Genomic DNA, 21,360 nt, shown 5'->3' on the forward strand with positions numbered 1-21,360 from the left:
AACCGCCCGGCATCCGGTCTGCCCCCGTAACCGTGCGGGGAGGCCCGGGCGGGCGGCCATGAAGTGGTGTCGAGATTCGGCGCGAAATGCACGTGATCCGGGGCCCGTGGTGCGCGAGCGGCGCACCCCACGGGCCCCGGGCGTGACTACTTCGCGTCGGACTCGCCGTCGGTCTTCTTCGGCTCCGCGTCGTCGGCCCCGGCGGGCTCGTCCTTCTTGCCGAGGTCGATGCGCGAGTCGTCGGAAGCGTCGGCGGGCTCGTCGGTCTCGGTCAGGGAAGAGGCGTCGTCCGGAACGACGGGGGTGTCCTCTTTCAGGTCGTCCTCGGTGCCGTGCACGATGCGGTTGTACTCGTCGTCGTCGAGGACGGCGCCGATCGAGTTCTTCGCGTAAACCGCGTGGACACCGGGGGCCACCTCAAGGAGGACGGCTTCGTCGTGGACCTCCTTGACGGTGGCGTACATGCCCCCGATCGTGCGGACGCCGGTGCCGGGATGCATTTCGTTACGCATCTGCGCGGCGGCCTGCTGCTTCTTCTTGGCAGACCGGGTCATCAGGAACATGGCCCCGATGAGCACGATGAAGGGGAGGAGGGTCACGATATTCACGGGACGGAGTTTCCTTCGCACGACCGCGCAGGTAAGCGGCCATTGGGATGGGGGTGGGTACGCCACCCGCAAGGGCGGCATCGGCGGAGTCTAAGCGAGTCCGCACCTAACGAACAACGCTCAGCATGGCACCGCAGTTCCTGGGGGGTCGACTCTCCGCGCCGTTCCGCTTCGGCGGCGGCGCCGTCTCGCGGACCTCACGCCCCGAACAGGTCCTGTTGTCCCTTTCCGCCCGCCTGGCGCGGGGGCACGAGGCCGAGGTGCGCCCAGGCCGCGGGCGTCGCGACGCGGCCGCGCGGGGTGCGGGCTAGCAGTCCCTCCCGTACGAGGAAGGGCTCCGCCACCTCTTCGACGGTCTCGCGCTCCTCCCCCACGGCGACCGCGAGCGTCGACAGGCCGACGGGTCCGCCGCCGAACAGCTTGAGCAGGGCTTCCAGGACGGCCCGGTCGAGGCGGTCGAGGCCGCGTTCGTCCACTTCGTAGACGGCGAGGGCCGCGCCCGCGATGTCCTTGTTGATCGAGCCGTCGGCCTTGACCTGCGCGTAGTCCCGGACGCGGCGCAGCAGGCGGTTGGCGATACGGGGCGTGCCGCGGGAGCGGCCCGCGATCTCGGCGGCGCCGTCGGTGTCGATCTCCACGTCGAGCAGGTGCGCGGAGCGGTGGACCACCCGCTCCAGCTCGACGGGTTCGTAGAACTCCATGTGCGCGGTGAAGCCGAAGCGGTCGCGCAGCGGCGGGGGCAGCAGGCCCGCGCGCGTGGTGGCGCCGACGAGGGTGAAGGGCGGCAGTTCGAGGGGGATGGCGGTGGCGCCGGGGCCCTTGCCGACGATGACGTCGACGCGGAAGTCCTCCATCGCCATGTAGAGCATCTCCTCGGCGGGCCGCGACATCCGGTGGATCTCGTCGAGGAAGAGGACCTCGCCCTCCTGGAGGGAGGAGAGGATCGCGGCGAGGTCGCCCGCGTGCTGGATGGCGGGGCCGCTGGTGATGCGGATCGGGGCGCCCATCTCGGCGGCGATGATCATCGAGAGGGTGGTCTTGCCGAGGCCGGGTGCTCCGGAGAGGAGCACGTGGTCGGCGGTGGCGCCACGCGCGCGTGCCGCCCGCAGGACGAGGTCGAGCTGTTCGCGGACCTTCTCCTGACCGATGAACTCGCCCAGGTCCTTGGGGCGCAGGGCCGCCTCGACCGCCTGGTCCTCGCCGTCGGCGGACGCACCCACGAGCCGCTCGGCCGCTTCGTCGGTCGTGTCGTCCCAGTTCATGCGGTGTGCCTCGCGATGCGGTTCAAGGGGTGGTGGCCGGCGGGTGCGTACAGGGGGGCTAGCGGGTGCGGTTCAGGGTCTGGAGCGCGGCCTTCAGGAGCTGGCCGACCTGCGGGGTGCCCTCGGCGGCATCGGCCTGGGGGGTGACGGCGGTGACGGCCTCGTCGGCCTCACGGGTGGCGTACCCGAGGCCGATCAGCGCGGCGTGCAGCTGCTCGCGCCAGCCCGAGGTGACGGCGGTGCCGATCGCGGGTCCGCCGGTGCCGAGCGGCTCGCCGAGGCGGTCCTTGTACTCCAGGAGGAGCTTCTGGGCGCCCTTCTTGCCGATGCCGGGGACGGCGGTGAGGGCCTTCTCGTCGCCGGTGGAGACCGCGCGGCGCAAGGCGTCCGGGCTGTGCACGGCGAGCATGGCCTGGGCCAGGCGCGGGCCCACCCCGCTCGCCGTCTGCAGGAGCTCGAAGGTCTGGCGCTCGTCGTCGTCCGCGAAGCCGTACAGGGTGAGGGAGTCCTCGCGCACGACCAGGGACGTGGCGAGCTTGGCCTGCTGGCCGACCCGGAGCGTGGAGAGGGTGTTCGGCGCGCACTGGACGGCCATGCCGATGCCGCCCACCTCGAGCACCGCCGTGTCGGGGGCGAGGGCGGCGACGGGGCCGCTGACGAAGGCGATCATGCGGTACGGCCTTTCTGTGCTGGGGCGGCTTTCTGCGCTGCCGGGGTTCTCGTGGCGTGCAGGGCGACGGCCTGCTGGAGGCGGTTCTGCGCGGGAGCGCGCCAGATGTGACAGATGGCGAGCGCCAGGGCGTCCGCCGCGTCGGCCGGCCTGGGCGGTGCGTCGAGCCGCAGGAGCCTGGTGACCATGGCGCCCACCTGCGCCTTGTCGGCGCGGCCGCTGCCGGTGACGGCGGCCTTGACCTCGCTCGGGGTGTGCAGGGCGACCGGGATGCCGCGCCGCGACGCGCAGAGCATGGCGACGGCGCTGGCCTGGGCGGTACCCATGACCGTGCGGACGTTGTGCTGGCTGAACACCCGCTCCACGGCGACGACTTCGGGGCCGTACTCGTCGAGCCACTGCTCGATGCCCTGCTCGATGGCGACGAGGCGGTGGCCCAACTCCGCGTCCGCCGGGGTCCGTACGACCCCGACGCCGCGCATGGACAGCGGCCGCCCGGCCACTCCCTCGACGACGCCGACACCGCACCGGGTCAGCCCCGGGTCAACTCCCAGCACGCGCACGTAGCCCCTCCCATCGCCTGTCCGTGCAGGCTATCGGGTCCCTCTGACAGCGCGACGGGCCGACGGGGGTGTGTCCCGTCGGCCCGTTCACGCAGCGGAGCGCTTACGCGTCGACCTGCGCCATGACCTCGTCGGAGACGTCGAAGTTGGCGAAGACGTTCTGCACGTCGTCGCTGTCCTCGAGGGCGTCGATCAGCTTGAAGATCTTCCGGGCGCCGTCCTCGTCCAGCTCGACCTGCATGGTCGGGACGAAGTTGGCGTCGGCCGAGTCGTACTCGATGCCGGCCTCCTGGAGCGCGGTGCGGACCGCGACCATGTCGGTGGCCTCGCTGAGCACCTCGAAGGTCTCACCGAGGTCGTTGACCTCCTCGGCGCCCGCGTCGAGGACGGCGCCGAGGACGTCGTCCTCGCTCAGCTCGCCCTTGGGCACGATCACGACGCCCTTGCGGTTGAAGAGGTACGAGACGGAGCCCGGGTCGGCCATCGAGCCGCCGTTGCGCGTCATGGCGACGCGCACGTCGGAGGCGGCGCGGTTGCGGTTGTCGGTGAGGCACTCGATGAGCACCGCGACACCGTTGGGGCCGTAACCCTCGTACATGATCGTCTCGTAGTCGGCGCCACCCGCTTCGAGACCGGCGCCGCGCTTGACCGCGGAGTCGATGTTCTTGTTCGGGACCGAGCTCTTCTTGGCCTTCTGGATGGCGTCGAAGAGGGTCGGGTTACCCGAGATATCGGCGCCGCCCGTGCGGGCCGCGACCTCGATATTCTTGATCATCTTCGCGAAGAGCTTGCCGCGCTTGGCGTCGATCACGGCCTTCTTGTGCTTCGTCGTAGCCCATTTAGAGTGGCCGGACATCTGCCTGTCTCCTTCGCGTTACCCAACAACCAGTAAGAACTCTCCCAGACCTTAAGGCCCCGGGGCGGTCCCCGGAGATCCTACTAGGATCCCGCTCGCGGGTTGCCCCTCGCCGTCTGCGTCCTCGCCATCTCCACGAACAGCGCGTGGACGCGATGGTCCCCCGTCAGTTCGGGGTGGAACGACGTGGCGAGCGCGTTGCCCTGGCGCACGGCGACGATGTGCCCCCCGTGTTCGGCGAGCACCTCGACCTGGGCGCCGACCGACTCGACCCAGGGCGCGCGGATGAAGACACCTTCCACCGGGGCGCCCTCGACGCCCTTGACGTCGACGGCGGCCTCGAAGGACTCGTTCTGCCGGCCGAAGGCGTTGCGGCGCACGATCATGTCGATGCCGCCGACCGTCTCCTGGCCCGAGCGCGGGTCGAGGATCTTGTCGGCGAGCATGATCATGCCCGCGCAGCTGCCGTAGACCGGCAGCCCCGCACGCACGCGCGCGCGAAGGGGCTCCATCAGGCCGAAGAGGGTGGCCAGCTTGGAGATGGTGGTGGACTCGCCCCCGGGGATGACCAGACCGTCGACCTCGGCGAGCTCTTCGGGGCGCCGGACCGGCCTGGCCACGGCGTCCGCCGAGGCCAGGGCGATCAGGTGCTCCCGCACGTCCCCCTGAAGGGCGAGGACGCCCACTACGGGAGTGGTCATTACCAGCCTCGGTTCGCGTAGCGCTCGGTCTCCGGGAGGGTGTCGCAGTTGATGCCGACCATGGCCTCACCGAGGTTGCGGGAGGCGTCGGCGATGACCTTCGGGTCGTCGAAGAAGGTGGTGGCCTTCACGATGGCGGCGGCGCGCGCGGCCGGGTCGCCCGACTTGAAGATGCCGGAGCCGACGAAGACGCCCTCGGCGCCGAGCTGACGCATCAGGGCGGCGTCGGCGGGGGTGGCGACACCACCGGCGGAGAAGAGGACGACCGGCAGCTTGCCGAGCTCCGCGGTCTCCTTGACCAGCTCGTACGGGGCGCGCAGGTCCTTGGCGGCGGCGTACAGCTCGTTGTTGTCGAAGCCGCGCAGCCTGGCGATCTCGTTCTTGATCTGACGCAGGTGGCGGACGGCCTCGACGACGTTGCCGGTGCCGGCCTCGCCCTTGGAGCGGATCATGGCCGCGCCCTCGGCGATGCGGCGCAGGGCCTCGCCCAGGTTGGTGGCGCCGCACACGAACGGGGTCGTGAACGCGAACTTGTCGCTGTGGTTGACCTCGTCGGCCGGGGTGAGGACCTCGGACTCGTCGATGTAGTCGACGCCGAGCGACTGGAGGACCTGGGCCTCGACGAAGTGGCCGATGCGGGACTTGGCCATGACCGGGATCGAGACGGCCTCGATGATCTCTTCGATCATGTTCGGGTCGGACATCCGGGCCACGCCGCCGTCCTTGCGGATGTCGGCGGGCACGCGCTCCAGCGCCATGACGGCGACGGCGCCGGCGTCCTCGGCTATCTTCGCCTGCTCGGCGTTGACGACGTCCATGATCACGCCGCCCTTGAGCTGCTCGGCCATGCCGCGCTTCACGCGCGCGGTGCCGGTCTCGGGCGTCTGGTTGCTGCTGGAGGGGGTGCTGGACACGGAGTTGACCTCACTCGAGGGAGACGGCTGCTGCGTCTACGAGGAAACTCCCGGCCACCAGGCCACAGCAAGGGCCAATGGGTCACCGGTGGCTCATTTTTTCGTGATGTGGCAGGTCAGGGGCGTAGGGGGTGCGGGGCCTCTGGTCAGCTGCCCGCGCGGTCGGCCAGGGCCACCGGGGGTTCGTCGTCCATCTCGAAGGCCATCGGGAACGGCGCGTGCCCGGCGAGCCGGAACCAGCGGACCTTGCGGTGGCGGCGCAGCGCGCGGGCGGCGCGCACGGCGTCGTTGTGGAAGCGCCGGGCCATCGGCACCCTGCGTACGGAGGCGGCCAGCTCCGTGGCCGCCTCGTCGCCGCCCGGTGCCTCCCGTACCGCCTCCACCTGCTGGACCTCGCCGAAGATCGCCCGCAGCGCCTGGCTGAGCTCGCTCTCGGCGACCTCGCGCTGCTCCTCCTCCGCCTGCCGGGCCGCGTGGGCCGCTTCGTAGAGCACGATCGAGGCGGCGGGGTCGAGGACTCCGGAGGTGGCCAGCTCCTGGGCGACGGAGGCGCGGCGCAGCAGTTGCGCGTCGAGGGCGGCGCGGGCCGCGTCGATACGTGCGTGCAGCCGGTCGAGCCGGCCCGCGGTCCAGCTCAGGTAGAGGCCGATCGCGAAGAGGGCTGCCGCGATCCAGATCAAAGTGGAGGTCACGGGCCGCAAGGCTACCTTCGGGCGGGGGCGCCTTGGGTCGGGTTCCTGTGCGGGGGCCTTGGTGAGGTGTTCCGGGGCGCGCGCTTGCTCCAGGCGGTCGACGGAGTAGATTCGGCGCCCCGCACCGGGGTTTCGGGGGCGCTGCCCCCGCGCCCCCGGTCCTCAAACGCCGGACGGGCTGGAATTGGACCCCAGCCCCAGGCGGTCGGCGGAGTGCATTCGGCGCCCCGCACCGGCGCTTCGGTCCTCAAACGCCGGACGGACTGGAATCGGACCCCGGCCCCAGGCGGTCGGCGGTGTGACTGCTGGAAGCGGTGCCCCGGCCCCAGACGCGCAGCGGCGTGAAGTCGGCGTCCCGCTCCTCACCCCTTCTGTGCCAAGCCCAACCTCGCCCGCAGGCCCACCCGTTCGTCCTCCGCCACCGATGCCGCGCCGTCCGTCACCGTTTCGTAGACCGCGAGGATGTCCGCGCCCACCGTCGACCAGTCGAAGCGGCGTACGTGGGCGCTGCCGCGCTCGTGCAGGCCCTTGCGGCGGGCGGGGTCGGCCAGCAGGCGTACGGCCGACTTCGCCAGGGAGTCCGCGTCCTCGTTGGTGAAGAGGTCGCCCGCCGCGCCCCGGTCGAGGACCTGGGCGAAGGCGTCCAGGTCACTGGCGAGTACGGGCGCGCCCGCGGACATCGCCTCGACCAGGATGATCCCGAAGCTCTCGCCGCCGGTGTTGGGCGCCACGTACAGGTCGACGCTGCGCAGCAGCCGCGCCTTGTCCTCGTCGCTGACCATGCCGAGGAACTCCACCCGGGAGCGGAGTTCGGCGGGGAGCGAGGCGACCGCCTCCTTCTCGTCGCCGCGGCCCGCGACGAGGAGACGGGCGTCCGGGCGCTCGGCGAAGATCTGCGGGAGCGCCTTCATCAGGACCGGCAGGCCCTTGCGGGGCTCGTCGATGCGCCCGATGAAGCCGATCGTCTCGCCCTGCCACTCGGGTCTGGGCTCGGCCGCGGCGAAGAAGTCCACGTCGACGCCGTTCGGGATGACGACCGCGTCGCCGCCGAGGTGCTCGACGAGCGTGCGGCGCGCGTACTCGCTGACCGCGATGCGTGCGCTGATCTTCTCCAGGGCGGGCTGCAGGATCGGGTACGCGGCGATCATCGCCCGGGAGCGCGGGTTCGACGTGTGGAACGTCGCGACGATCGGGCCCTGCGCGGCCCAGCAGGTGAGCAGCCCCAGCGAGGGCGAGGCGGGCTCGTGGATGTGGATGACGTCGAAGCTTCCCTCGTTCAGCCAGCGGCGTACCCGCGCGGCCGAGAGGAAGCCGAAGTTGAGGCGGGCCACGGAGCCGTTGTAGGGGACGGGGACGGCTCGTCCCGCCGACACCACGTACGGCGGCAGGGGCGTCTCGTCGTCGGCCGGGGCGAGGACGGAGACCTCGTGCCCGAGGCGGATGAGGTGCTCCGCCAGATCGCGGATGTGGAACTGGACGCCGCCCGGCACGTCCCACGAGTACGGGCAGACGATGCCGATCTTCACGAGGGCTCCCCCGGGCGGGCGGCGTCGGGGCGGGGTTCCAGGTCGTCGAGCCACAGACGCTGCAGCATGTGCCAGTCCTCCGGGTGGTCGGCGATGCCGGTGGCGAAGGCGTCGGCCAGCGCCTGCGTCATGACAGACGTCTTCTCGGTCCTGGTACCTGTCTCGGGGACGTCGACGGGTGGGTGGACGCGGCCCTTCATGACGGGCGTGCCGTCGTACCAGAGCGTCACGGGCAGCAGGAGCGCGCCGGTCTGCTGGGCCAGCATCGCCGGTCCCGCGGGCATGCGGGCGGTGTCCCCGAAGAACTTCACCTCCACGCCGGAGGCCGACAGGTCGCGGTCCGCGACGAGGCAGATGAGCCCGCCGGCGCGCAGCCGCCGGGCCAGCGTGCCGAAGGCGGAGCCCCCCGTGTGCGGCAGGACCTCCATGCCGAGGCTCTCGCGGTAGGCGACGAAGCGGTCGTACAGCGTCTCGGGCTTGAGGCGTTCGGCGACCGTCGTGAAGGGGGTCTCCAGCTTGGTGGTGACCCAGGCGCCCGCGAGGTCCCAGTTGCCCAGGTGCGGCAGCGCGATGATCACGCCCTTGCCCGCGGCCAGCCCGTCGGTGAGGTGGTGGACGTCCTTGACGTCGAAGCCGCTCTTGATGCGCTCCCTGCTCCAGGACGGCAGGCGGAAGGACTCCATCCAGTAGCGCAGGTAGGAGCGCATGCCCGCCTTGGAGAGCTCGGCGAGCCGCTGCGGGCCCGCGTCGGGCACCACGCGCGCGAGGTTGGATTCCAGGCGCAGGACGCCCTTTCCGCGGCGCTTCCAGATCGTGTCGGCGATGGTGCGGCCGAGCCGTGCGGCGACGGGCTCGGGAAGCTTCTTGACGGTGCTCCAGCCGAGCCCGTACAGCGCGTCGGTGAGTCGGTCCTTCACTGCGCGGCCTCACTCTCCTGGGCCCCGGAACCCGCGGCGGCGTCCGCCTCCGCGGACTCCCTGCGCACGGTCACGACGCGCTGGACGAGGGTCACCATGCTGCCGGCCGCGACGATCCACAGGGCGATGGGCAGCAGGACCTGGATGCCGGGGACGCCGAACTTGTGCAGGCCCGCGAGGCCCGCGGCGACCAGCGAGATCACCAGGCGCTCGGCGCGCTCCACCAGGCCGTTGACGGCGACGGGGAGGCCGATGGCCTCACCGCGGGCCTTGGTGTACGAGACCACCTGGCCGCTCGCCAGACAGAAGATGGAGACGGCGCACAGGATGTTGTCGTCGCCGGACCCCGCGTACCAGAGGGCGAGACCTCCGAAGATCGCGCCGTCGGCCACCCGGTCGAGCGTGGAGTCCAGGAAGGCGCCCCAGCGGCTGGAGCGGCCGAGCTGGCGTGCCATGTTGCCGTCGACGAGGTCGGAGAAGACGAACAGCGTGATGACGATCGTGCCCCAGAAGAACTCTCCCCTGGGGAAGAAGACCAGTGCTCCCGCCATCACACCGGCCGTGCCGATGAAGGTGACCGCGTCGGGGCTCACCCCCCGGCGGATGAGAAACGCGGCGAACGGTGTGAGGACACGCGTGAAGAATGCACGCGCGTACTTGTTCAGCATGGCCTTCCCGAGGGTTCGGTGCGCCGCGTGGCCCCGTTGGCCACCGGCTGGCCCATCGTAGTCACGCGGTTGACCGACCGGCTCGCCCCCTCACGATCGCGTACGACGTATGGACGCACAGTGACCCGAGTGGAAAGCTCGAAAGCACCGCGGGCGACGCACGAGCCGACCCGCACGCGGCCCCGCGTGTCCGCGAGCAGCCAGCATCCCCGAGGGGGCTGTGCCTCCTCACCGTGCACGTGACCGGGAGGCCAAGGCATGGGCGACAAGGCGAATGCACACCCCGGAGCCGCCGGCAGGGCTACAGCGGCCGACCACCCCGCCTCCGTACGGAATGTGGTGCTGGTCGGCCACAGCGGATCGGGCAAGACGACCCTGGTGGAGGCCCTCGCGCTGACCGCTGGGGCGGTGAACCGGGCAGGGCGGGTGGAGGACGGCACCTCCGTGTCCGACTACGACGAGATGGAGCACCGGCAGCAGCGCTCGGTGCAGCTGTCCCTGGTCCCCGTCGAATGGGACGGCTTCAAGATCAATCTGCTGGACACCCCCGGGTACGCCGACTTCGTCGGGGAGCTGAGGGCCGGTCTGCGCGCCGCGGACGCGGCCCTCTTCGTCGTCTCGGCGGCGGACGGCGTGGACGGCTCGACCCGCATGGTGTGGGAGGAGTGCGCGGCGGTCGGCATGCCGCGGGCCATCGTGATCACCCACCTGGAGTCGGCCCGCGCCGACTTCACCGAGATGACCCGCACCTGCGCGCAGGCGTTCGGCGCCGACGACCCCGACGCCGTACTGCCGCTGTACCTGCCGCTCCACGGCGAGCAGGGGCCGGACGGCCACGCGCCGGTGACCGGCCTGATCGGGCTGCTCTCGCAGCGGATCTTCGACTACGCGTCCGGCGAACGGAAGGAGTCCGAACCGGGCGACGACCAGCTGCCGCTCATCGCGGAGGCACGCGACAAACTGATCGAGGGGATCATCGCCGAGAGCGAGGACGAGTCCCTCATGGACCGCTATCTCGGCGGCGAGGACATCGACTTCAAGACACTCGTCGACGACCTGGAACGGGCCGTCGCACGCGGCATCTTCCATCCGGTGCTCGCCGCGGCGCCCGCCGCCGAGGGCGCGCGGCAGGGCATCGGCACGGTCGAGCTCCTCGAACTGATCACGGGCGGCTTCCCCACCCCGCTCGAACACCCGGCGCCGGTCGTGACCACCCCGGGCGGCGCGCCCCGCCCCGCGCTCACCTGCGACCCGCAGGGCCCGCTCGCGGCCGAGATCGTGAAGACCGCGTCCGACCCGTACGTGGGCCGGGTCTCGCTCGTACGCGTCTTCTCCGGCACCCTGCGCCCCGACGAGACCGTCCACGTCTCCGGGCACGGTCTGGCCGACCGCGGTCACGAGGACCACGACGTCGAGGAGCGCGTCGGCGCGCTCTCCTCCCCCTTCGGCAAGCAGCAGCGCACCCTCACCCGGTGCGTCGCGGGCGACCTGGCGTGCGTGGCCAAGCTGAACCGCGCGGAGACCGGCGACACCCTCTCGGCCAAGGACGACCCGCTCCTGATGGAGCCCTGGTCCATGCCCGACCCGCTCCTGCCGCTCGCCATCCAGGCCCACAGCAAGGCCGACGAGGACAAGCTCTCCCAGGGCCTGTCGCGGCTGGTCGCCGAGGACCCGACGATGCGGCTCGAACAGAACCAGGACACCCACCAGGTGGTCCTGTGGTGCCTGGGCGAGGCACACGCCGACGTCGCCCTGGAGCGGCTGCGCAGCCGGTACGGCGTCCAGGTCGACGTGGTGGCGCACAAGGTCTCCCTGCGCGAGACGTTCGCGGGCAGGTCGGGCGGCCGGGGCCGTCATGTGAAGCAGTCCGGCGGGCACGGCCAGTACGCGATCTGCGAGATCGAGGTCGAGCCACTGCCCGGTGGCAGCGGCATCGAATTCGTCGACAAGGTCGTCGGCGGCGCCGTGCCGCGGCAGTTCATCCCGTCCGTCGAGAAGGGCGTGCGCGCCCAGGCGGCCCGGGGCGTCGCCGCCGGGTACGCGCTGATCGACGTGCGCGTCACGCTCACCGACGGCAAGGCGCACTCGGTGGACTCCTCCGACGCCGCGTTCCAGACGGCGGGCGCGCTCGCGCTGCGCGAGGCCGCGTCCGGGGCCCGGATCCATCTGCTCGAACCGGTCGCGGAGGTGCAGGTGCTGGTCGGCGACGACCATGTCGGGGCGGTGATGAGCGACTTGTCGGGGCGCCGGGGCCGGGTGGTCGGCACCGAGCAGGCACCCGGCGGGCGGACCCTGGTGCGGGCCGAGGTCCCCGAGATCGAGATCGGCCGGTACGCGGTGGATCTGCGGTCCCTCTCGCAGGGCACCGCCCGGTTCAGCCGTACGTACGCACGTCACGAGCCGATGCCGCCGCAGCTCTCCGAGAAGATCCGCGAACAGGCGCAGGACACCGCGTAGTTGGGCCGCCCCCGCGCCGCCCGCCCGCTCGCACGCCTGCGGGCGGGCGGCATTCGGCCGCCCCCTGACGGATGTCGGTGCGCACGGATACGCTGATGACCTGATCAGCAGATGTGCCGGACGGCAACAGGTGTGCCGGACAAGGAAGTCGGGAAGAGCCGCGGCAGCGAAGGCGTCGCGGCGATGGGGGCGGCAGTGGCGGACGATGTATTCGACTTCAGGCCCGGGGCCCAGGTCCCTCTCTCGGGCGCCGCGGGGCAGACCGCGGCGACGCATGCCCTGGCCTCGGCCGCGTATCGCGACGGCGATGTCGACGGCATCCTCGCGGCCAACAACGAATGGCACAAGTCCGAGGTGAAGTCCGGGATCTGGTCGCTGTTCAAGCCGAACCTGGGCGAGGCGTTCGCGCGGACCGTGCAGGTGCGGATGCTGGGCGGCGGCCGCGGCCCCCTCATCCAGTCCTTCGGGACCGAGCCGCAGGCGGTCGTCGAGCACTGCCTCGCGGCGAGCCGCATCCGCAAGGAGCGCGACAGCTGGCTGACCGCCGTGACGGTCCTGTGCGGGGTGCTGTTCCTGCCGGGACTGCTCCTGTGGCTGCTCGTCTTCACCATCAGGCGCCAGGTCGCCAAGAGCGAGGACAAGCGCGCGGGCGCCCTCGCCACGGCGGTCCTGGTCGCGGTGGGCGTGCTGGCCGCCCTCGCCCTCCTCAAGCTTCCTTTCCACGGCTTCTGGGCCTGGTATCTGCGGGCGGCGATCGTGTTGCCCGTGGTGGGCTGGTTCTGGGCCAAGCAGATCGCCGAGCGCACCGCAAGGGACCTGCGCGAGCGCTGGTCGGGCCTGCTCGCGGGCGGCGGCATCGGCGCCAAGATCCCCGAGGCGGTGCCCGGCAGCCCCGGCGAGACGGCCGCCGAGCGGCTCCGGCAGGGCCTGGCCAGGCTCTCCGCGGAGCAGCAGAGCAACTCCGTCTTCTACGCGGGCCCCAAGGGCATACTGGGCATGGGCACCCGCTGGGGCAGCTGGCAGCTGGCGGAGGAGCTGGTGCCGGCCGACCCGGACAAGGAGATCCACCCCTTCCGCAGCTGGGATGTCATACGCGCGGTCCACGACCAGCTGCGCATGCTAGAGCGCGGGCCCCTGCACACCGGCGGCTTCCCCACGCCGGACATAAAGCACTGGATCGTCTCCCCCATCGGGGAGAACGCCAAGGCGGTGAGCCGCCCCACCGGCACGGACGTCGAGGCCTTCCAGATCCGCGGCCACGAGATACAGCGCATCTGCAACGAACAGCAGTTCGGCAGCGGCAACCGGCACTACCTCGGCGTGCAGTTCACGCTCTGGGACGGTCAGTTGGTCATCACGATGCTGATCACGGTGACCGTGCTGCACGAGACGCTGCGCATCGAGGTCACCGGCCACGCCCTGGGCCCCGTGCACCCGCTGTTCACCACGAAACCCTCACCGAAGACCAAGACGGTCGCCAAGCCGATCCGGTTCTGGGAGACCACCACCCGCAACCTGCCACTGATCGACGCCGACGAGGTCGTGCGCCTCGCGGTCCGCGCCCCCTTCACCTGGTACCCGCCGATACTCGACCACCTCGGCGGCAAGCTGGTCCTGCCCGAGCCGTTCGGCCTGCGGCACGCCTGGGCGGACAAGCCCTGGCGGCACCGGTTCATGGCGGACGACGCGCTGCGCGCCGCCACGCCCGTGCTGCGCGTGGTCCACTCGGCCGCGATCAAGGTCCTTGCGGAGAACGGCGTGAACACCGAGAAGTTCGGCGCCCGTTCCGGCTTCCTCAGCGGCGCGATCCAGGACCCGATGCCGAGGAAGGCGGACGTGTACGACGCGTGAAGTGGGGGCAGCGGGGCGCAAGCACGCACCCCGCCGCCCCCGGGAACCTCACCGGTGGCCGCCGCACGGACCACCGCTGAGGTGGATCAGAGTGGCGGATCAGATGGCCTGCCACAGAGCGGGGACGTTCGGCGGCTCCCAGCCCGGATAGGCGGTGTGGCCCTGGATGCAGCGGTAGCGGACGCCTTCGTAGGTCACCACGTCCCCCGCCGCGTAGGTCGCACCCAGCCGCCAGGTGGTCTCGCCGCCGCCCGGCACCGTGAGGGTGTAGGTGGTGGTGTGGGTGGCCTGTCCGCTGCCGGTGAAGGTCAGCGTGTAGGTCCCGGCGGCCGTGCCCGCGGCGACCTCGACGGTGGCCGTCGCGGACTCGCCCGAGAGCACGGAATCCGGACTGATGGAGACGCTCACCCCGGACGGGGCCCCCGAGGCCGTGAGCCCCACCTTCTGCGCGGACCCACTGGTCGTGGCAGTGGCGAGGGTGACCTTCGCGGACGAACCCGGCTCGACCGTGCCCGATGCCGGGTCGGCGGAGAGGGAGAAGTCGTCCGTCGGGGCGGGCTTGTCGCCGACGGAGGTCTTCCAGAGCGCGTACGCGACCCCGTCCACGCTGCGGTTCAGCGAGGTGGCGCTGACGTTGGCGGTGGTGTCACAGGCGGAGTGGTAGCACGAGTCGTACGAGCGGCCCGCGGTGCCGCCCCACTTCGCGGCCTCGGACGCGGACTTCGTGGCCGAGGCGCCGGTGGCGTAGCCGGAGGTCGCGATGCCGACGCGCTGGAAGGAGGCGTCGTCCGAGCGGCCCTGGCCCTCGACGTTCTCCTGGGGTGCGAGGTTGAGGGAGGTCCAGTAGTCCCGCAGCGGGACCGAGGCCGCGGAGGTCAGGTTGTTGATGAAGTACCCGGCGTTCGACGAGCCCACCATGTCGAAGTTGTAGTACGCCTTGATCTTGGCGCGCTCACTGGCCGGAAGCGATCCCGCGTAGTAGTCGGAGCCGTTCAGGCCCTGCTCCTCGTCGGTCCACCAGGCGAAGCGGACGCGGTTCTTCATGGTGGGGTTCTGCTGCGCCAGGGTCAGCGCGGCCTCCAGGATCGAGGCAGATCCGGAGCCGTTGTCGTTGATTCCCGGTCCCGCCGCCACGCCGTCGAGGTGCGCGCCGAACATGTAGACGTTGTCCGCGTCGCCCTGCGGCCACTCCGCGATCAGGTTGTTGCCCGCGCCGGCGGAGCAGCCGGAGGCGCAGGTCTGCTCGGTGACCTTGTACCCGGCGGCCTCCAGCTTGCCCTTCACGTACGCGAGAGAGGCCCGGTAACCGGCGCCGGTGGACCGGCGGTTGCCGCCGTTCTGCGAGGCGATGGTGTTGAACTGCGTCAGGTGCGCCCGCACCTTCTCCACGTCGATGTCCGGCGGGAGCGTCGGGTTGCCGCCGCCGCCCACGGTCAGCGTGTACCGGGCGGTGTGCGTCTTGGTGCCCGCGGTGCCCGTGACGGTGATCGGATAGGTGCCGGGCGTGGTGGACGCCGAGGTGGTGATCTTCATCGTGGCGTTGGAGCCGGACGTGACGGTCGCCGGGTCGAACGAGACCCCGACGCCGGTCGGCGCGCCCGCGGCGGTCAGCGAGATCTGCTGGGCGCTGCCGGTGACGGTCGTGGTGTTGACCGTGGCGGTGGTCGAGGCGCCCGCGTCGACCTGCCCCGCGGCCGGGCTGAGCCCGAGGGAGAAGTCGTTCTGCTGTCCGGTGCAGGTCGGGTCACCGCTCTGGGCGGGGATGCTGATGGCGTCCCAGGCGGCCTTGGTGGCGTTGAACAGGTCGCAGCTCGCGTCCAGGTTCTTCGCCGAGGTGAGCGTGGCGGTGCGGTAGCGCTTGTACGTCATGCCGCTGGTCTTGAGCAGCATGGCACCGTAGAAGATCTTGCCGGCGTTCTTGTTGCCCACGCCGGTCACCTGCTGGTTGTTGCAGGTGGGACTGGAGGGCTTGCCGCCGCCGGGGTTGGACCCCTCGGCGAGCAGGTAGAACCAGTGGTTCAGGGGCCCGGCCGCCTTGTGCTCCTCCGTGTTGGGGATGGAGGCGGAGTAACAGTTGGGGTCGTTGTTGACCCGGCTCGGGTCGTACATGTTCCGGATCGGGCCGCGTCCCTGGAGGTTGATCATTTCCCCGACGGTGTAGTCGGGGGTGTCGTAGGGAGCGGGCTCGTTGATGTACGCCTCGGTCAGGGCGCCCATGATGTCGCCGGTCGCCTCGCCCAGGCCGCTCTCGTGGTTCGCGCCGCCGGGGGTGTTGGAGTCCAGGCCGTGGCCGAACTCGTGGGCGACGACGTCGACTCCGGCGATCCACTCGTTGGCGCTGTTGTGGCCGATGGTGACGGAGGAACCGTCCCAGTAGGCGTTGAGCTCGTTGAGGCCCACGCTCACCGGCCAGCTGCCGCCGTTGCCGTTGTGCCCGTTGCGGCCGAACCACTCCTTGAGCATGTTCGACTGCTTCTGCGCGGCGAACATCACGTCGACGCAGCCGGTCTCGCGGCTCGTGGGGTTGCCGGTGCCCCAGTCGTCGGTCGCCTTGGTGAACACGCTGCCCTGGTAGCTGGAGCACTGCAGGCCCGGCCGCGTGGTGTCGCGCAGCACGTAGTTGCTGCCGGACCGGGAGGTGTCGATGGTCAGCGGGTCGGGGCCGTTCCACTTGCTGTGGCCGGTGCCCGCGTGGACGTCGTCGTAGGTGTCGATGACCTTGCCGGTGCGCGCGTCGACGAAGACGTGCAGCCTGCTGGGCTCGCCCGCCTTGCTGCGGCCGGTCAGCTCGGTCTCCCAGGCGAGCGAGGGCACGTCCTTCCTGACCCGGACCACCAGGCGCTTGGAGTCGACCTTCTTGACCGACGCCAGCTTCGTACGGCTCGTCCTGACGGCCTGCGCGGCCGTCACCCGGGCCTTGGTGGTGACCGAGATCCTGGCATCGGTCGCGGCCTGGACGGACCGGACCTTGCCCTTGCCGTCGGCGAGGACCACCGCGTCTCCGCCCACCACCGGCAGCCCGCGGTAGGTGCGTTCGTACGCGACCGAGTACAGGCCCTTGGTCCAGGGGGTGACCTGATGCCGGTCGTACTGCTCCTCGGGCCCTGCGGCGAGCGAGTCGAGGCCGCTGCGCACGGCCTTGTCGGCGGCGGCGACGGCTTTGGCGAGGGGGTCCGGCTCTGCGGCGGAAGGCGCGGTCTGCGCCGCCGAGGCGAAGGAGGCCGGTACCGTCACCCCCGCCAGTGCCAGGGCCAGGGTTATCCCGGCCACTGCGGATCTTCTGAGCATCACGGCTCCTTGTGAGAGGTGTTGAAGCTCGGCTGAGCCAGGGGGAGCACGCGTGCGTCAGGCGGTGCGGTCGCGCCGGTCGTTCCACTTCCGGTCTGGCGGTGACATGACACCCTCGTGGCTGGCGGAACACTCACACCGGCCCGGCCCCCGGTCAATGGATTTCAGACGTCCGGCACGCCCTGGCAAGAACTGGCAAGCGCGGCACGGCCCGCACGCCTCACTCCGACACGCCCCGCAGCCGCTCCCGGTACTCCCGGACCTCCGGCAGCTCCCCCCAGCGCCCGGCGAGCCGGCTGTGCAGTCCGCGCAACTCGACGGCGATCATCAACTCGCGTGCGTCCACGGCCTCTTGCAGGACAGGACCGGCCAGGGTGACCGCCGCGACCGGATCGCCTGCACAGGCCCAACTGTCCGCGAGGCGCAGCGTGAGCAGCAGGCGCGCGGAGCGCATCACGGGCGGCAGCAGCGCGTACGACCGTGCGGTGGCCTCGATCGCGCGCCGGGCCACCGCCCGGTCCTCCCGCACCGCCGCGAGGTCGCGCAGCGCCCCGCCGATCGCCGACTCGACGCGCAGCTCGCCCTCCGCGCCCGAGAGCCACGGCGCTTCGAGACGGTCCCGGTCATCGAGGCGCGCGAACCTGCGCCGCGCCGTGGAGACGTGCCGTCGGCACGCGGCGTCGTCGTGGCGCAGCGCGTACGCGCGCGCCTGGTACAGATCGGCCAGGGTCGCCATCCAGCGCCGCTTGGCGTCCACCACCCCGATGGCCTGCGCGTACACGAGCATCGACGCGACGTCCCCGTCGAGCCGGACGAGCGTGGACATGTCACTCAGGAGGGTCGCCCTGGCCTCGGCGTCCCGGCCGGCGTCCGCCCACCGCAGGCCGTGCCCGAACCAGGCCATGGCCACGCCGCCCTGCCCGCGCTCCATCCGCAGCCGCCCGGCGACCTGGGCGTACTGAGCGGCGAGCCGCAGCTGGCCGTACGGCAGCCGGCCCGCGGAATTGACCGCATCGGCCCAGCGGGCCACCCCGCGCAGCAGCCGTTCCACGGTGTTCGCGCACGCGTCGGTGACGTCGACGAACGCTTCGCGGATCAGACAGGCGAGCACGGCGGTCAGGCCGTGCAGCAGTTCCACCTCCGCCCCGGCCGATTCACCGGCCACGCCGTCCGGCCGGGTCAGCCCGCTCAGCAGGCCGGTGACCGAGCTCCGGTCGGGCGTCGCGCACCCCACCCTGCCGTGCAGCGGGCAGGCCAGGCCGTCGGCGGGCAGCCGCTGCGGCCACGGCTGCGCGGTCAGCGGAGCCTCGTCGCCGGGGGTGTCCGCCCCGGGGATCGGGGAGAACAGCGTGGGAGCCGTCAGGCGCGGGCCGGGTGCGTCCGGCGACGGGGACCGTGCGGCGATGACGGCGGCGAGCCGCCCCTCGGTCCCCAGGACCGCGTCGAGCCGGTTCACCAGGTCGAAGGGCGGTTCCCGCAGCCCGCCCTCGAGCCTGCTGATGAAGCTGTGGTGGTAGCCCACCCGACGGCCGAGCTGCAACTGGGTGAGCCCGGCCCGCCTGCGCTGCACGCGCAGCTGCCGCCCGAACTCCGCCCACCCCTGCTCGACCGCCTCCGACACGCCGACGGACATGACCCCTCCCTGGCCGGGCTCTCTGTGAAAGCAGAGTGGCAGGCGGGGTTTCCCGTACCAACCCCCTTATTGCACAGGGGGGTTGACGGTATGGAACGGCGTCACTGGCCGCCGGTCGGCGTGGGCCAGGCGTCCGCGAGCATCTTGCGGGTGTCGCCGAGCAGCTGCGGCAGCACCTTGGTGTGCCCCACCACCGGCATGAAGTTCGTGTCGCCGCCCCAGCGCGGGACGACGTGCTGGTGCAGGTGCGCGGCGATGCCGGCGCCCGCGACCGCCCCCTGGTTCATCCCGATGTTGAAGCCGTGCGCGCCGGACGCCGTGCGCAGCGCCGTCATGGCCTGCTTGGTCAGCTCGCCGAGCTCGGCGGTCTCGGCCCCGGTCAGGTCGGTGTAGTCGGCGACGTGCCGGTAGGGCACGACCATCAGGTGGCCACCGTTGTACGGGTAGAGGTTGAGCACCGCGTACACCTGCTCGCCGCGCGCGATCACCAGGCCGTCCTCGTCGGACTTGGCCGGGATGGAGCAGAACGGACAGCCGTCGTCGGCCCCTGGGCCCGTGGGCTTGTTCTCGCCCTGGATGTACGCCATCCGATGGGGCGTCCACAGGCGCTGGAACGCGTCCTGCGTCCCGACTCCGATCTGCTGCTCCGGCTCACTCGTCATGAGGTGAAGCATATGACTTGGCCCCGGGGAGAGGTCCCCGGGGCCCGAGCTCACCGCAGTGTCACCGTGGTGTCAGACCTGACGTCAGACCTGCGACCGCTCCTCGACGACCTTCACGATCTTCGCGATGGCCTCGTCGACGGGGATGCCGTTCTCCTGCGAGCCGTCGCGGTAGCGGAAGGACACCGAACCGTTGTTCATGTCCTCGTCGCCCGCGATGACCATGAAGGGCACCTTGGCCTTCTGCTGGTTGCGGATCTTCTTCTGCATCCGGTCGGACGACGCGTCGACCTCGACCCGCAGCCCCTGGGCGCGCGCCTTCTCGGCGAACTCCTGCAGGTATGTGACGTGCCCGTCACCGATCGGGATGCCGACGGCCTGCAAGGGCGCGAGCCACGCCGGGAAGGCGCCCGCGTAGTGCTCGAGGAGCACGCCGAAGAACCGCTCGATGGAGCCGAACAGCGCACGGTGGATCATGACGGGCTGCTGGCGCGAGCCGTCCGCCGCCGTGTACTCCAGGTTGAACCGCTTGGGCTGGTTGAAGTCGACCTGAATCGTCGACATCTGCCAGGAGCGGCCGATGGCGTCCTTGGCCTGCACGGAGATCTTCGGGCCGTAGTACGCGGCGCCGCCCGGGTCCGGCACCAGCGGCAGGTTCTGCTTCTCGGCGGCGAGCCGCAGCGCCTCCGTGGCCTCCGCCCAGTCCTCGTCCGTGCCGATGAACTTGTCGGACTCGTCGCGGGTCGACAGCTCCAGCTCGAACTCGGTCAGGCCGTAGTCGCGCAGCAGGTCGAGGACGAAGGTCAGGAGCGTGTCGAGCTCCTGCGGCATCTGCTCCTTGGTGCAGTAGATGTGCGAGTCGTCCTGCGTGAAGCCGCGCGAGCGGGTCAGGCCGTGCACCACGCCCGACTTCTCGTACCGGTACACGGTGCCGAACTCGAAGAGGCGCAGCGGCAGTTCGCGGTAGGAGCGGCCGCGCGACTTGAAGATCAGGTTGTGCATCGGGCAGTTCATCGCCTTGAGGCGGTAGTTCTGCTCGTCGAACTCGATGGGCGGGAACATGCCCTCCGCGTAGTGCGGCAGGTGCCCCGAGATCTCGAAGAGCTTCTCCTTCGAGATGTGCGGGGTGTTCACGAACTCGTAGCCGGAGACCTCGTGGCGGCGCCGCGAGTAGTCCTCCATGACCTTGCGGATCACACCGCCCTTGGGGTGGAAGACCGCGAGACCCGGGCCGAGCTCCTCGGGGAAGGAGAAGAGGTCCAGCTCGGAGCCGAGCTTGCGGTGGTCGCGCTTCTCGGCCTCGGCGAGGAACTCCAGGTGCGCCTTCAGCTCGTCCTTCGACGGCCACGCGGTGCCGTAGATGCGCTGGAGCTGCGGGTTCTTCTCGCTGCCTCGCCAGTACGCGGCGGCGGAGCGCATCAGCTTGAACGCGGGGATGACGCGGGTGGAGGGCAGGTGCGGGCCTCGGCAGAGGTCCTTCCAGCACAGGTCGCCGGTCTTCGCGTCGAGGTTGTCGTAGATGGTGAGCTCACCGGCGCCCACCTCCGCGTCGGCGCCGTCGGCGGCCTGCGCGGCGTTGCCCTTGAGGCCGATGAGCTCCAGCTTGTACGGCTCGTCGGCGAGCTCGACGCGGGCGTCCTCGTCGGTGGTGACGCGGCGCGAGAACTTCTGCCCCCGCTTCTGGATCTCCTGCATCTTCTTCTCGACGCGCTTGAGGTCCTCCGGGGTGAAGGGCTCCTTGACGTCGAAGTCGTAGTAGAAGCCGTCCCGGATGGGCGGGCCGATGCCCAGCTTGGCGTCGGGGAAGAGCTCCTGCACGGCCTGCGCCATGACGTGCGCGGTCGAGTGGCGCAGGATGTTCAGGCCGTCCTCGGAGGAGATCTCGACGGGCTCGATCTCGTCACCGTCGGCCACGGCGTACGCCAGGTCCTTCAGCTCGCCGGCCACGCGGGCGGCGACGACGGTGCGCTCACCGGGGAAGAGCTCGGCGGCCGTAGTGCCCGTCGTCACCACGCGCTCTTCCCGCTCGGAATCGCGATGGATGATCACACGGACGTCTGACACCGGTCTCTCCTACCTGAAGGGGGCTGCG

Annotated in this window: 17 protein-coding genes; 2 read left to right on the forward strand and 15 right to left on the reverse strand. The window is 71.0% G+C overall.

All coding sequences use genetic code 11. From position 1 onward, the window contains the following. Positions 1 to 146: 146 nt before the first annotated feature. The 11 genes from yajC to pgsA form a co-directional block, all read right to left on the reverse strand. Positions 147 to 608: a preprotein translocase subunit YajC gene (gene yajC / locus ACZ69I_RS34425; RefSeq protein ID WP_389722646.1), complete on the reverse strand. Its 462-nt coding sequence runs from the start codon at positions 606 to 608 to the stop codon at positions 147 to 149. Between the two features lie 197 nt (positions 609 to 805). Beyond that, complete coding sequence (gene ruvB, locus ACZ69I_RS34430) at positions 806 to 1,870, reverse strand: Holliday junction branch migration DNA helicase RuvB (RefSeq protein ID WP_467679371.1); 1,065 nt, start codon at positions 1,868 to 1,870, stop codon at positions 806 to 808. A 58-nt stretch (positions 1,871 to 1,928) separates the two neighbouring features. After that, positions 1,929 to 2,540: a Holliday junction branch migration protein RuvA gene (ruvA, locus tag ACZ69I_RS34435; protein ID WP_470836473.1), complete on the reverse strand. Its 612-nt coding sequence runs from the start codon at positions 2,538 to 2,540 to the stop codon at positions 1,929 to 1,931. Then, on the reverse strand, positions 2,537 to 3,103 hold the full coding sequence (gene ruvC / locus ACZ69I_RS34440; protein WP_467679367.1) for a crossover junction endodeoxyribonuclease RuvC: 567 nt from the start codon (positions 3,101 to 3,103) through the stop codon (positions 2,537 to 2,539). The genes ruvA and ruvC overlap by 4 nt, the downstream gene beginning before the upstream one ends. A gap of 103 nt (positions 3,104 to 3,206) precedes the next feature. Beyond that, positions 3,207 to 3,959 carry a YebC/PmpR family DNA-binding transcriptional regulator gene (locus ACZ69I_RS34445; RefSeq protein ID WP_467679365.1) on the reverse strand — a complete coding sequence of 251 codons (753 nt, stop codon included), beginning with the start codon at positions 3,957 to 3,959 and terminating at the stop codon, positions 3,207 to 3,209. 83 nt (positions 3,960 to 4,042) lie between these two features. Beyond that, positions 4,043 to 4,660 (reverse strand): pyridoxal 5'-phosphate synthase glutaminase subunit PdxT, encoded by a 618-nt coding sequence (pdxT, locus tag ACZ69I_RS34450; RefSeq protein WP_467679363.1) that lies wholly within the window; start codon positions 4,658 to 4,660, stop codon positions 4,043 to 4,045. Continuing rightward, positions 4,660 to 5,574: a pyridoxal 5'-phosphate synthase lyase subunit PdxS gene (gene pdxS / locus ACZ69I_RS34455; protein WP_389722658.1), complete on the reverse strand. Its 915-nt coding sequence runs from the start codon at positions 5,572 to 5,574 to the stop codon at positions 4,660 to 4,662. Before pdxS ends, pdxT begins: the two co-directional genes overlap by 1 nt. Before the next feature lie 146 nt (positions 5,575 to 5,720). Further along, entirely contained in the window at positions 5,721 to 6,266 is a 546-nt protein-coding gene (locus tag ACZ69I_RS34460; RefSeq protein ID WP_470836474.1) for a LemA family protein, read from the reverse strand. A gap of 362 nt (positions 6,267 to 6,628) precedes the next feature. Beyond that, on the reverse strand, positions 6,629 to 7,792 hold the full coding sequence (locus tag ACZ69I_RS34465) for a glycosyltransferase family 4 protein (RefSeq protein ID WP_470836475.1): 1,164 nt from the start codon (positions 7,790 to 7,792) through the stop codon (positions 6,629 to 6,631). Next, positions 7,789 to 8,709, reverse strand: coding sequence for a phosphatidylinositol mannoside acyltransferase (locus ACZ69I_RS34470; protein WP_470836477.1), 921 nt, complete (start codon positions 8,707 to 8,709; stop codon positions 7,789 to 7,791). Before ACZ69I_RS34470 ends, ACZ69I_RS34465 begins: the two co-directional genes overlap by 4 nt. Continuing rightward, positions 8,706 to 9,377, reverse strand: coding sequence for a phosphatidylinositol phosphate synthase (gene pgsA / locus ACZ69I_RS34475; RefSeq protein ID WP_467679355.1), 672 nt, complete (start codon positions 9,375 to 9,377; stop codon positions 8,706 to 8,708). The genes ACZ69I_RS34470 and pgsA overlap by 4 nt, the downstream gene beginning before the upstream one ends. Positions 9,378 to 9,635: 258 nt before the next feature. Here pgsA and ACZ69I_RS34480 point away from each other — a divergent pair, with 258 nt between their 5' ends. Beyond that, positions 9,636 to 11,834 carry an elongation factor G-like protein EF-G2 gene (locus ACZ69I_RS34480; protein ID WP_470836478.1) on the forward strand — a complete coding sequence of 733 codons (2,199 nt, stop codon included), beginning with the start codon at positions 9,636 to 9,638 and terminating at the stop codon, positions 11,832 to 11,834. 183 nt (positions 11,835 to 12,017) lie between these two features. Beyond that, entirely contained in the window at positions 12,018 to 13,685 is a 1,668-nt protein-coding gene (locus ACZ69I_RS34485) for a hypothetical protein (protein ID WP_470836534.1), read from the forward strand. A 99-nt stretch (positions 13,686 to 13,784) separates the two neighbouring features. Here the strand turns inward: ACZ69I_RS34485 and ACZ69I_RS34490 are convergent, their stop codons facing one another. From ACZ69I_RS34490 to thrS, 4 genes are all read right to left on the reverse strand, one after another. Further along, positions 13,785 to 16,973 carry a M20/M25/M40 family metallo-hydrolase gene (locus tag ACZ69I_RS34490; RefSeq protein ID WP_470836479.1) on the reverse strand — a complete coding sequence of 1,063 codons (3,189 nt, stop codon included), beginning with the start codon at positions 16,971 to 16,973 and terminating at the stop codon, positions 13,785 to 13,787. Between the two features lie 220 nt (positions 16,974 to 17,193). Beyond that, positions 17,194 to 18,606: a helix-turn-helix domain-containing protein gene (locus ACZ69I_RS34495; RefSeq protein ID WP_470836481.1), complete on the reverse strand. Its 1,413-nt coding sequence runs from the start codon at positions 18,604 to 18,606 to the stop codon at positions 17,194 to 17,196. A 101-nt stretch (positions 18,607 to 18,707) separates the two neighbouring features. Continuing rightward, complete coding sequence (locus tag ACZ69I_RS34500) at positions 18,708 to 19,280, reverse strand: HIT family protein (RefSeq protein ID WP_467679347.1); 573 nt, start codon at positions 19,278 to 19,280, stop codon at positions 18,708 to 18,710. Positions 19,281 to 19,352: 72 nt separating this feature from the next. Continuing rightward, on the reverse strand, positions 19,353 to 21,332 hold the full coding sequence (gene thrS / locus ACZ69I_RS34505) for a threonine--tRNA ligase (RefSeq protein WP_470836482.1): 1,980 nt from the start codon (positions 21,330 to 21,332) through the stop codon (positions 19,353 to 19,355). Positions 21,333 to 21,360 lie beyond the last annotated feature (28 nt).

This window comes from Streptomyces sp. NPDC036815 (assembly GCF_055609205.1).

Excerpts from the sequence above, each read along its gene's own strand:
- ruvB (WP_467679371.1), bottom strand. The coding sequence starts at position 1,870 with ATGAACTGGGACGACACGACCGACGAAGCGGCCGAGCGGCTCGTGGGT.
- ruvA (WP_470836473.1), bottom strand. The coding sequence starts at position 2,540 with ATGATCGCCTTCGTCAGCGGCCCCGTCGCCGCCCTCGCCCCCGACACG.
- ACZ69I_RS34445 (WP_467679365.1), bottom strand. The coding sequence starts at position 3,959 with ATGTCCGGCCACTCTAAATGGGCTACGACGAAGCACAAGAAGGCCGTG.
- pdxT (WP_467679363.1), bottom strand. The coding sequence starts at position 4,660 with ATGACCACTCCCGTAGTGGGCGTCCTCGCCCTTCAGGGGGACGTGCGG.
- pgsA (WP_467679355.1), bottom strand. The coding sequence starts at position 9,377 with ATGCTGAACAAGTACGCGCGTGCATTCTTCACGCGTGTCCTCACACCG.
- ACZ69I_RS34480 (WP_470836478.1), top strand. The coding sequence starts at position 9,636 with ATGGGCGACAAGGCGAATGCACACCCCGGAGCCGCCGGCAGGGCTACA.
- ACZ69I_RS34485 (WP_470836534.1), top strand. The coding sequence starts at position 12,018 with ATGGGGGCGGCAGTGGCGGACGATGTATTCGACTTCAGGCCCGGGGCC.
- ACZ69I_RS34490 (WP_470836479.1), bottom strand. The coding sequence starts at position 16,973 with ATGCTCAGAAGATCCGCAGTGGCCGGGATAACCCTGGCCCTGGCACTG.
- ACZ69I_RS34495 (WP_470836481.1), bottom strand. The coding sequence starts at position 18,606 with ATGTCCGTCGGCGTGTCGGAGGCGGTCGAGCAGGGGTGGGCGGAGTTC.
- ACZ69I_RS34500 (WP_467679347.1), bottom strand. The coding sequence starts at position 19,280 with ATGCTTCACCTCATGACGAGTGAGCCGGAGCAGCAGATCGGAGTCGGG.